The following is a 10,678-nucleotide window of genomic DNA, read 5'->3' as shown; positions in this document are numbered from 1 at the left end:
TTTATACATCTTTACTATTTTCTTCTGAAAAAGGTTTACAAAGCATATTTTTTATTTGATATTATAAAATATAATCTGATAGCTATTAAATATTCAGAAAATAAATATAATATTTTCCTATTTTTTTATAGAAATAGCACGCCATTAGTGTCCAAACTCGAATATAAATTATGTATCGTATTAAAATAATCTTTAATTAATTAAGTTATAACGAAACATGTTATATTTTTAATTAATTAATTGAAATAATGTTTGAATTGTTAGCTTGAATCAATTCATATCAATAAATAGTTGAGTACCAGTTCACGAGTCGTTCATAATTTATACAATAATATTTATCAATTGAAAATATTTTAGTTAGATTCATTATTAGTAATAATTTTTAATATTTCGTCTTTAATTGATTCTTCTAACCGCTATCATTATATAAATCAAGAAATATTGTCTGACAATTGTCAGATTTAATAATTTGCGCAATGTATTCATGGTGTGGGTAAATGGAGGTAAAAAATGAGGGCCGCTCTGTATGCTAGGGTCTCCACAGAAGATCAAGCTAAAGAGGGTTACAGTATAGCTGCACAACTTAGACGCCTTAATTCATATTGCAAAGCAAGAGGCTGGTCCGTAGTAGGAGAATATGTAGATGAAGGATTTAGTGGAAGAGACATAAAAAGACCAGCGTACCAACTCATGATGCATGAGCATGCTAAATGGGATGTACTGGTTGTTCTGAAGATGGATCGGATACATCGTAATAGTCGTAATTTTGCTGAGATGATGGACAATCTGAATCGATGGAAAAAGGAATTCAATTCGATGCAGGAAAATTTCGATACCACAACCGCGATTGGGCGATTCGTTATGGACATCGTACAACGGATAGCGCAGCTTGAAAGCGAGCAAATCGGTGAGAGAGTCAAGATGGGAATGATGCAAAAAGCGAAAAAAGGGTGTGGTTATCTAGGTTTCGCCGAGCCATATGGTTATGAATTTCATGAAAGAAGATTGGTTTTAAAAGAAAACGAAGCTTCAATTGTGAAAGAGATTTTCAATTCTTACTTAGCAGGGGCGAGTTTGGAACAGATCGCCAATAGACTGAATGCTCGTTTAATAACAACAAAAAAGAATAAAGTCTGGAAAAAAAGCACCATTGCGAATATATTAAAAAATCCACTTTATTGTGGATATATTGAATGGAATGGGATTTTGCGAAAGGCGCAGCATCAATCAATAATTTCCTTAGAAGAATTCAATAAAACTCAATTAGAATTGCTTCTTCGCCGTAGAAAAGCGTCGCCTGAATTAGAAAAACAAAAAGTAGAGTCGTGTGGTGTGGCGCATGGTTAGGGCGGCTCTGTATATTAGAGTCTCCACAGAAGACCAAGCTAAAGAAGGCTTTTCTCTTGAAGCGCAAAAAGAAAAACTAATAGCATATTGTGAAAGTCAGGGCTGGGAGATAGCAGCATGTTATGAGGACAATGGGTATTCAGGCAGGAATACCAAGAGGCCCGCCTATCAGAGAATGATGCAGGAACGCGATTTTTGGGACGTCATTTTGGTCATGAAGATGGATCGCATTCATCGCAACAGTAAGAACTTTATGACTATGATGGAAAATCTAGAGAAATGGGGAAAAAAGTTTGCATCCATGAATGAATCGTTGGATACTTCTACAGCCGTTGGTCGATTTGTGGTAGATATTATACAACGGATAGCGCAACTTGAAAGCGAGCAAATCGGCGAAAGAACTTACATGGGGATGATTCAAAAAGCTGAAAGCTCAGGCGGACCCATGGGCTCATATCCTCCCTATGGTTATTGCTTCAAAAGTGGCAAGATTGTGGCTCACGACACGGAAGCTCCTGTGGTTCTAGAAATTTTTCAATCTTATTATTCTGGAATTCCTATGGATGATATTGCTTGGAGGCTTAATCAAAAAGGAATATTGACTAAGCGCGGTTGTAGATGGACTGTTTGGTCTATCAGTCGCATACTTCATAATCCAATATATGCAGGTTACTTGTTTTGGGACGGAAAGGTATTAGCTACTGATCACGAACCTATAGTATCAAAGGAGCTATTCGAATCTGTCCAGAAAAAAATCAGATTCAGGCTCGATGCAAAAATTAAAATAAAGAAACATATGTTTTAAATAAAATATTATAAATAAATAATAATATTCAAATGAACATAAAGATAATGAGTAATATTTTATTAAGCCTGAAAATATATTTCAATTTTATATAATACCCTGCACTCAATAATAATATTTATATTTATCTATAAGTTCAACTTTTATCTCCTTAAAAGCGTTTAGATTGAAATTTAAAAGCCAACCGTTCATCCGAGATAGATAAAGTTTAATATATTCTATTAGAATGATATCAACCACAGGACTGCAATAGCAGTTCGGGGGCATCGAAAGGAAAGGGGGATTAGAATTCCGAGGATGTGTAATTTGAATATCGTGTAATGTTCCTACACATCATCGGAGATGGTGCAACCCCTTCAACTTTCAATATGTCCGCTAAAGGAGGAGAGTTGAAATGGCTGAAGACAGAAATATACACATAAAACTGGGGATGGCAGAGGGTCTCGGTTGCGTGCTCATTGCCTACCTGACCTTTATGGTCGCAATGTGGGGCTTTGAACAGGTTTCCGCTGGTCCCGCCATCCTTGCAGTAAGCTATTGGATAGGGATTGGCTTTTTGATCGTGACTGCGGTTGCGTTTTTCAATGAAAACTATCTGATGTCTGCGGTTTTTGGCGTCCTGGGTGTTTTTACCCTGGCGTTTCCGCAAATCGCATCCGATCCTGTGTTTGGAAATGGTGGCATGGCCGTTTTATTCGTTGGAATTATCCTCTTGGTTCTCGCCGTTGTTTCTTTGGCACAGCCCATAAGATTGCTTCCAATATTCCTGATTATTGCGGCACTGATGTTCTTCTTCATTGGGCTGTGGTGGGGAGACTTGGCAAATGAAACCTATCAGATGCTTACAGGCGTATTTGCCTTCATCACTATGTTGCTGGCGCTTTATTTCGTGGCAGCCGTAGGATTGTTGGTATTGAAGGGAAAGCCTGTATTGCCTCTGTTAATAAAAGGTTGAAAAAAGAAATATCAAACGACGAAACCTTTGGAGGGTGAAATTACCCTCCAGACAATATTTTTTTGTTTGATTCCGTAAAAATGAAATTTAAAATTATTATCCCTGATGCTGGCTTCAAAGCTTCTAAGAAAGGGAAATAATTTTTAAAAGTTTGTTAACATAGTTAAAGAATTAATTGTCTTTTAAATTTATAATTAAGAATGAAATATTTGTAATAATTAAACTTCGAATTTTGTGTTGATATTTGGGCTACCGTCTTTTACTTAATTGAACACAATAGTTCAATAAATTAATGTTTTCATTATAAGTAATATTATCATTTAATACTATAATACAATTATCAATAATAAAATTTATAACAATGATAAATCATATAATGATATAGTCTTAAATAAATTTAATAAAAGTGAAATTGAAGGTGAAATATGAAATGGAAGAAAAAACAAGTATCGTAATCAAATCCGAGACACGTGATCGCCTATTCCGTTTAAAATTCAGAAGGACTTATGATCAATTTTTAAATGAATTATGCGACCTATATGAAAATTCACAAAAAAATCAACAAGACAGAAATCAATAAATTATGGTTTATTTGAAAATTTCATAGGCAAGAATGAACAATTTTCTTGAAAAATTAGAAATTTCGATTTTTAATAGACCTACTTTTGTTTAATTCTTCGATGTACAAATTTATTCATTAGTTAATGATTTAATTTTTTTTAAGGTAGAAGCTAAACGAACTAAATTTTTATTGAACCTATATAAAATGCACATATTTGGCATAGAAGATAAAATTCCATTCTTGTAATAAAAAACGATTCAATAAGAATCTGAATTGTAAATTAATCAAAATTTCAATTATATAAAAAGATCGAGATCAGCAATAAATTTATATTCTGAAAATAGTTGGTTTATAATTAATATAAGCTTTTAGAATAAGTGCTTTATAAATTACATTATTATAAAGTAAATGACGAAAATTTGTCAAATCCGAGAAATGCAAGACCATAATTTCTAACTTAACAAATTCTTTGCCTGATTTTTTTAAAAAATTAGATAAAAAAATCGTTATTCGAAAATCGCTATTTTATCATTTTGTTATGAAGTTTTCGAATCATTTTATTTTTTATCAATAATTTTTACAGCTTTTTGGCGGATATAATTTTTAAGAAGATTAAAATAATAAAAATTAAAGTGGTATCAATAATTATTTAAAAAAGTAAACATTAATTAATACAATAAACTGTTTTAATATTATATTATTATAATATATTATCACTATATATTGTAAATTAAATTGATAATTATATACATTGATAATTTTAAATTAAATATCAATAGCGTATTTATTTTTAAAGATTTTTTTAAATGAGAAAATTGAGGTATAACACAAATTAAAAGAATTCAATCTTTCAAATTACAAAAGGTCATGTTTATCACTAGGTAAGAGATTTGATGAAAATAATGTCGGAAGATTGGACCGAATTATACCGGCCGAAATCTCTAAAGGATGTGGTCGGAAATCCCAAAGCTATAAAGGAATTAAAAGAATGGGCCATCTCTTGGGAAAATGGAATCCCTGTAAAAAAAGTGGCCGTGTTAATAGGCCCTCCAGGTGTTGGTAAAACATCCAGTGCCATTGCTTTGGCAAATGACTTTGGTTGGGGAGTTATCGAGATGAATGCTTCCGACCAAAGAAATGGAGAAGCTATAAGAAATGTGGCCTTGCGCGGGGCAATCTCAGATACTTTTTCTGACGAGGGCAACTTCTTATCACATCGCGAAGGAAGAAAAAAATTAATCATCCTCGATGAAGCTGACAACCTTTTCGGGAAAGATGATCAGGGAGCAATCCCTGCAATCGTCGAACTTGTTTCCATTACAAAGCATCCTGTCGTACTAATTGTAAATGATTTTTATGGTCTGAGCCGAAAAAGTTCTGCGATAAAAGAGAAAACTCTTCAGATAAAATTTAATAAAATACCTATTCCAACAGTTCGCGCACTACTTCGTAAAATAGCTGCCGCTCAAGGAATCTCTGTACCAGACAATGTCCTAGAGATAATCTCGAAGAATTCAAATGGCGACCTCAGAGCGTCGCTTCGAGACCTACAGGCTTTAGCATTAGGGAATCTTGAAATTGAAGAAAGGCAAGCACTATCTTTAGACAATCGCTTAGTTACTAAAAGCATGTACGATCTGATGGCTGAGATTTTTCAAGGTAGCAGCCCTAGGAGTGCACAGAGACTGGCGCAAGATCTTCAGGAAGCACCGGAATACATCATTCTTTGGGTTGAGGAAAATTTACCTTTGGCTTATCGTGATATCGAGGATTTATGTAATTCTTTTCAGCTCCTTTCCAGGGCAGATATTATGCTAGGTAGGGTTTCAAGGCGTCAGTATTTCGGTTTATGGTCATATGCCACTGATCTTTCAACGTTTGGGGTATGTGCCTCAAAGAGCAGATTGAATCGTGGCTTTATACGCTATCAATTTCCAGGTTATTTGATGAAAATGGGAAGAAGTAAAATCGTTAGAGGCACGAAACAATCAGTAGCAATGAAAATTGGATTATATTGTCATGCATCTTCGCAATATACCATGACAGAAATTTTACCATACATAGCTAGCCTATTCCGCTCTAATCGAGGATTTCGTATAAGTACTACTGAAATTTTAGATCTGACCGAAGAGGAGGCAGCTTTTCTACTGGGAGAAAAAATCGATTCAGCCACGGTGAAGCACCTATTCCAAGAATTGCATCGCAAACAAATGGGCGAATCTGAAGTGCATGATGGAATTAAACCCATAAGAATCAATGAAATTTCAGAAAAAACTTATAGTGAGGATGATAAGGCATCAGAAAACATCAAACAGAAAAGTTTGTTTGAATATTGAGGAAATATGCATGAGGCCAGAACTTAAGCAGAAATTGGAGAAGCAGCAATATAGAATGAGTGGAGATCATGCGGCGGTAAAGCTTTGTCACTGGATGAGGCAGTCTTTATTGAATAAGCGTCATTGCTATAAGCAGGAGTTCTATGGCATTTTCACCCATCGCTGCCTGCAAATGACTCCAGTGGCACACGATTGTACACATAATTGTATCTTCTGTTGGAGAGTTAGAGGGCACGAGGGTATGAATGAAAGTTGGCAGGAACCTAAAGAGATGTTAGATACCCTCATAGAACATCAAAGGAAGCTAATAACTGGATTTCCAGGTGATTCCCGTTGCGATATAAGAAAATACAAGGAAGCCAGGGATCCAAAGCATGTGGCAATATCATTAGCAGGGGAGCCAACCATATATCCCTATCTGGGCGAATTGATTGCTGAATGCCATCATAGAGGAATGACAACTTTTTTAGTAACAAATGGAACAATGCCCGAATTTTTAGAAAAGCTGAATCCTATGCCGACACAGCTCTACGTCACAGTCGCAGCTCCAAACAAGTTTGTTTATCGCGACGTTTGTCAACCACGTATTCCAGATGGATGGGAAAGATTGATGCGAACACTCGATCTCTTGCCTTCTTTAAACACGCGCAAAGTAATTCGCCATACACTTGTAAGAGAATATAATCTCGGCTGGGAAGAGGAGTATGCTAGGTTAGACAGACGAGCAGATCCAACTTTCATTGAACCGAAAGGCTTTGTCTTCGTTGGAGATGCGAGGCAACGTATGAGCATTGACAATATGCCATCTCATGAAGAGGTCGCTTCTTTTGGTGGGAAATTAGCTTTGCTCTTAGGTTTAAAAATAATAAAAGAGAAAAAAGACAGTCGTGTGGTGCTTTTATCTCAAGATGGTAAGAATCCAAAGTTAGAACTTGATTAAAACAGTTTTCGCTCCCCGTATCAAAAAACTCGTTCTCAATTTCATATCAGGATGAAAAGCGACTTATTGCAAGAAATAATGCATCAGTTTATGAACATTATTTAGGTATGTCGAGAGTTTTTAGACATGTATTTTTTTTATTATCTTGTTATAAATTTGATTCTTCCTTGTTGATTCCTAAGATTTGCTGTTGATCTCTATTCTCATTATCATTAAAAACTATCGTGTCCGAGTGACTTTTTAAGACCTTTTATTTTAATTTTGAAAAAGTAATACGATTTTTACAAATATCAACGCATTCTAATCGTTTCTAAATTCATGGGTGCTCTAGTTTCAATATTGAATTTTTTATATATAGCCGATGCCAAGTCGCTACATTTATGTTCTTCGCCGTGACCAATTATGATTCGTTCAGGTTTAGGTTCCAGTGTTGCAACATAGTTAATAAGTTGTCTTCGATCTGAGTGACCCGAGAAACCATCTATGTTTTCAATTGCCATGCGTATCGGAATGGATATCTGTTGCTTTTTTTCAGTAAGAATTATCTCGTTCGCTCCTTTCTGAATACGTCTTCCTAAAGTCCCCTCCGCTTGATATCCAACAAATATAAGGCAATTATTTGAATCGGGGGCCCAGGCTTTTACGTATTCGATTACAGGTCCACCACTGATCATACCATTAGTAGCTAGGACTACACAAGGATTCGGATCGCCGCATATATTCTCTCTCATTTCCTTCGAATCAACTCTCTTGAATATATCAGAGAGAAAAGGATTCTGACCCATCTGGAAGATTTGAGTGCGCAATTGAGAATTGAGATATTCAGGATAAGCTGTATGAATAGCGGTAGCTTCCCATATCATTCCATCAAGATAAACTGGTATCTTCTCAATTTTCCCTGTGCGAACAAGCTCTTCTAGAACCAGCATAACTTCTTGAGATCGACCTACGGCAAATACAGGTATTATCACTTTTCCTTTATTATTCAAAGTTCTTTCTACGACGTTTTTAAGCTGATTCGCTGCATCTGCGCGAGAAGGCTGAATGTCATGATATCCACCATATGTAGATTCCATGACTAGTGTTTCTAACCTTGGGAATTTATTTACAGTCGCATTAAATAGCCACGAGCGCTCGAATTTCATATCTCCTGTAAAGGCAATATTATACATTCCATCTCCAATATGGAAATGACATACTGCAGAACCAAGGATATGTCCAGCATTTTGAAAAGTAAGACGTATGTCCGGTGCGATATCAGTGGTCTCTCCATATTTTAAAGGAATACAATGTGTTACAGCCTCTCGTACATGAGCGGAGGAATATGGAGGTTTTTTCCTCCCTTGCTCCTCATCATGATCTCTCTTTTCATCATCATCCTTAACATTCCTTACTTTAATGGAATCCAATAATATTAAGGCCATTAGATCCCTAGTAGGCGGAGTTAAATAGACCGGCCCTTTGTAACCATACTTGAATAAAACCGGAAGCATGCCACAATGATCATAGTGAGCATGTGTTATTACTACTGCATCTATCGAGTCTAAAGGCATTAGTTCAGGAGCATTGAAATAAGGATGCACATCTGTGCTTGAAGGGTCTGCACCACAATCGATTAAAATCTTAGAGTCTCGCGTTGAAAGTAGTGTGCAACTTCTTCCCACTTCTCTAAATCCTCCTAAAGCTGTCATGCGCAACCAGCTTTCCCCGCTTTCTATTTTTGGACGGAAGAGCCTTCTCCCTACTTTTCGAAGGAATTCTTTGCGATCTTCCTGCACTTGTCGCAGATACTTTCGGATGTCAGAAACCGTTTTAGAGGGTATCGGAGGAGCGCGAACCACCTTTGGAGCCCAACCGACTTCTTTCTTAATCTCATTTAGAACAGCTCCCTGCTTACCTATAACCAATCCTGGAGCCATTGCCTCAATCGTAACCTCTCCTGTATCCGGCTCGAAATATATGTCAGTGACCTCAGCTTCCGGTGGTATTATTTCCCGAATACGCTTTTCCACTACTTCAGGGTCTGCTAATATTGAAGGATCCGGTCTAATGGCCACGCGCCTTCTCAATCCTTGGGCTAATTGACGTACGATATCGTTATTTGAGGCGAAGGCCTCCATGTCTTTGGTATATACAACCACCATTGGCCCTTCAAAATCTATGTTTGTGATGTTGACTGTGGTCGGAATTATGCGACGTACTTGATCCCTTACCTCGTCAAGCAATTTGTCTGCGCTCATGAATTTTTCACTTCTGACCCTTTTCTCTCTGAAATCTAAGAGCTTTATATAATCAAAGATAAGTGATTAAGAAGAGATTATTTTGGCTTGGGATAATCGATCCCCAGTTTAATGGCTCTTTTGCGTATCTCTTCCTCAGTTAATTCCTTATACCCGTCCTTGGTGATGCAAACTATGTTTATTCCATCCCCGGAGGCAGAGTCACGCTTCATGGCAGCATTCATAGCTCTAATGGTGAGGTCTATGCCTTCGTCCATAGTCATACCCTTTTCATAAAGATCTTCAAGAACACCATAAGCGAAAAGCGATCCTGATCCAACAGCAACGTAATCATCTCTTATAGAGCCTCCCGCTGCATCTAATGAATAAACGTGTCCGCCTGTTCGATCAATTCCGCCAAGGATGAGACCAACATAATAGAAACCCATAGAGCCCCCTCCCCGATGTAGAATGTTAGATATCAGGGTAGCTGCAGATTTTACGCTCATCCTAGTATTGCGTTTCAAGCGATAAAGCTCAACTTCTGCCTTGATGTATCTGGCCAATAACTGGGCATCACCAACCAAACCTGCTGTGGTTAATCCTAAATTATCATCAATCTTGAAAACTTTCTGCACATCTTTATGAGCGATCACATTCCCCATGGTAGCTCTCTTTTCAGAGGCTAGGATCACTCCTTCTTTGTTGACCAAACCTATTGTGGTCGTTCCTGTCTTCAATTGCTGGTCTGACACTTCCATCACGCCCTTACAAAATATGCTAAAAGATGGATTTTCTTTTTCGTCGAAATCGCACATAAAAGTAACCATATAAATACTTTCGCAAACTGGAGAGGACCAACTCAAATGATCATTTAGTTAATCTATGATATCAATTATGCATTCGTGTGTTTGACATTATGTGGGTTTGACATTATTTTGGATAATTATTGCGACTTTATGTAATATAATTGCTAAACTTGAACCAGCAATTATGCCAGTAATCAATCGCATCTGATTGGAAGACTCATACGGACTTAATAGCTGTAATGTTCCATCGATCATCATAGGTATAACTCCAACCATTAATATTCTAAAAGCAGGATTCAAATTGAATATAATCGCTAAAATCATACCGATAACCAGACCAGCGAATATTCCGACATCTCTAGCACAAAAAGGCATCTGATTCCCATTCAAGAAATATGAGCGAGTGGCCATTTGATGGCAATTAATATCTCCTATCCAATACACGAATGCTGGAATCGGATTCATGTTTGCTATGGATTCCATATTGTCAATTGCGTTGACAGTTCCAGAAAGATCTTTTATGCTGTTCTCAGGAAGCATTAGGGGAGAGATTAAAACAAGAAATAGCCAAAACGAGAAGATCGATAAAAATCCGTAATCCAGTTTTCTGACTTTGTTAGGCAATTTTGCCATAGCTAATGTGGAGTACAGAACTCGATATCAACTTATGGATTAACCATACATCTTTGGAAAATATTGAAAAAG

General features: G+C 36.7%; 8 protein-coding genes. 5 read left to right on the top strand and 3 right to left on the bottom strand.

The features are described from left to right. Positions 1 to 510 precede the first annotated feature (510 nt). From QW520_06880 to twy1, 5 genes are all read left to right on the top strand, one after another. A complete protein-coding gene (locus tag QW520_06880; GenBank protein MEM0449525.1) occupies positions 511 to 1,347 on the top strand; it encodes a recombinase family protein in 837 nt (278 codons plus the stop codon). Next, the gene (locus tag QW520_06875) at positions 1,340 to 2,152 is read left to right on the top strand and encodes a recombinase family protein (protein ID MEM0449524.1); all 813 of its coding nucleotides are present in this window, start codon (positions 1,340 to 1,342) and stop codon (positions 2,150 to 2,152) included. The genes QW520_06880 and QW520_06875 overlap by 8 nt, the downstream gene beginning before the upstream one ends. A 394-nt stretch (positions 2,153 to 2,546) precedes the next feature. Next, complete coding sequence (locus QW520_06870) at positions 2,547 to 3,107, top strand: hypothetical protein (GenBank protein MEM0449523.1); 561 nt, start codon at positions 2,547 to 2,549, stop codon at positions 3,105 to 3,107. 1,464 nt (positions 3,108 to 4,571) lie between these two features. Next, positions 4,572 to 6,005 (top strand): replication factor C large subunit, encoded by a 1,434-nt coding sequence (locus tag QW520_06865; GenBank protein ID MEM0449522.1) that lies wholly within the window; start codon positions 4,572 to 4,574, stop codon positions 6,003 to 6,005. Next, positions 5,926 to 6,945, top strand: a complete 1,020-nt coding sequence (gene twy1 / locus QW520_06860; protein ID MEM0449521.1) for a 4-demethylwyosine synthase TYW1 — start codon at positions 5,926 to 5,928, stop codon at positions 6,943 to 6,945. The genes QW520_06865 and twy1 overlap by 80 nt, the downstream gene beginning before the upstream one ends. Positions 6,946 to 7,235: 290 nt before the next feature. On the opposite strand, the gene QW520_06855 is transcribed toward twy1, so the two are convergent. From QW520_06855 to QW520_06845, 3 genes are all read right to left on the bottom strand, one after another. After that, complete coding sequence (locus QW520_06855; protein MEM0449520.1) at positions 7,236 to 9,185, bottom strand: beta-CASP ribonuclease aCPSF1; 1,950 nt, start codon at positions 9,183 to 9,185, stop codon at positions 7,236 to 7,238. Between the two features lie 77 nt (positions 9,186 to 9,262). Continuing rightward, positions 9,263 to 9,925, bottom strand: a complete 663-nt coding sequence (gene psmB, locus QW520_06850) for an archaeal proteasome endopeptidase complex subunit beta (protein MEM0449519.1) — start codon at positions 9,923 to 9,925, stop codon at positions 9,263 to 9,265. 156 nt (positions 9,926 to 10,081) lie between these two features. Beyond that, positions 10,082 to 10,606, bottom strand: a complete 525-nt coding sequence (locus QW520_06845; GenBank protein ID MEM0449518.1) for a DUF2085 domain-containing protein — start codon at positions 10,604 to 10,606, stop codon at positions 10,082 to 10,084. Positions 10,607 to 10,678: the final 72 nt, after the last annotated feature.

It is taken from the genome of Methanomassiliicoccales archaeon, assembly GCA_038740345.1.
Lineage (GTDB): Archaea > Thermoplasmatota > Thermoplasmata > Methanomassiliicoccales > UBA472 > JAJRAN01.
Note: the sequence above shows the minus strand (reverse complement) of the source record. Positions and strands in the feature narration are given on the sequence as shown.